This is a genomic window from Bacillus sp. 05T31 (genome assembly GCF_056396725.1).
The window spans coordinates 1-446 of record NZ_JBFTMA010001392.1 but is presented as its reverse complement, the minus strand read 5'-3'; the positions used below and the strand labels follow the sequence as shown (position 1 = coordinate 446).

The following is a 446-nucleotide window of genomic DNA, read 5'->3' as shown; positions in this document are numbered from 1 at the left end:
CAATTCGAATTGGTGAACCTTCCGGTAAGCTTACTTCCGAAATAAGCTGAAATACGTATACTGTACTTTCATAATCTGTATATAAAAAACGACCATTAATGATAGATATTTTACTACCACCTATCGTTTTCCAATGTTTAATTTCATATGCTAATGCATAATGCCACTCTTTCATCGTTTCCGTTAATGAAGGAGTTTGAGTAGGTGTATTCATAAAATAAGCTCCTTCCTTCTCCCCAAACATACTTTCTCACTATACCATATAACGCTCTAAAATTTGTAAGGTTTTTACCTTGATTATTTTCTTAATTTTCAATATTATATTGTATATAATTTTCAGAAAGAAGGAGTGCACATGCCAGTCAGAAGAATTGAACACGTCGGACTTATGGTCGCAAACTTAGAAACATCTATTTCATTTTATGAAGAAGTAGTCGGCTTACAGC

Annotated in this window: 1 protein-coding gene and 1 pseudogene; one reads left to right on the top strand and one right to left on the bottom strand. The window is 33.0% G+C overall.

Annotated elements, in window-relative coordinates:
• Positions 1-244: pseudogene (locus AC1DJR_RS33460) on the bottom strand (AAA domain-containing protein); the annotation flags it as partial.
• Between the two features lie 111 nt (positions 245-355).
• Between AC1DJR_RS33460 and AC1DJR_RS33455 the strand changes: the two are divergent.
• Positions 356-446 (top strand): VOC family protein (locus AC1DJR_RS33455; protein WP_477004620.1); only part of this gene is annotated, 91 nt, incomplete at its 3' end.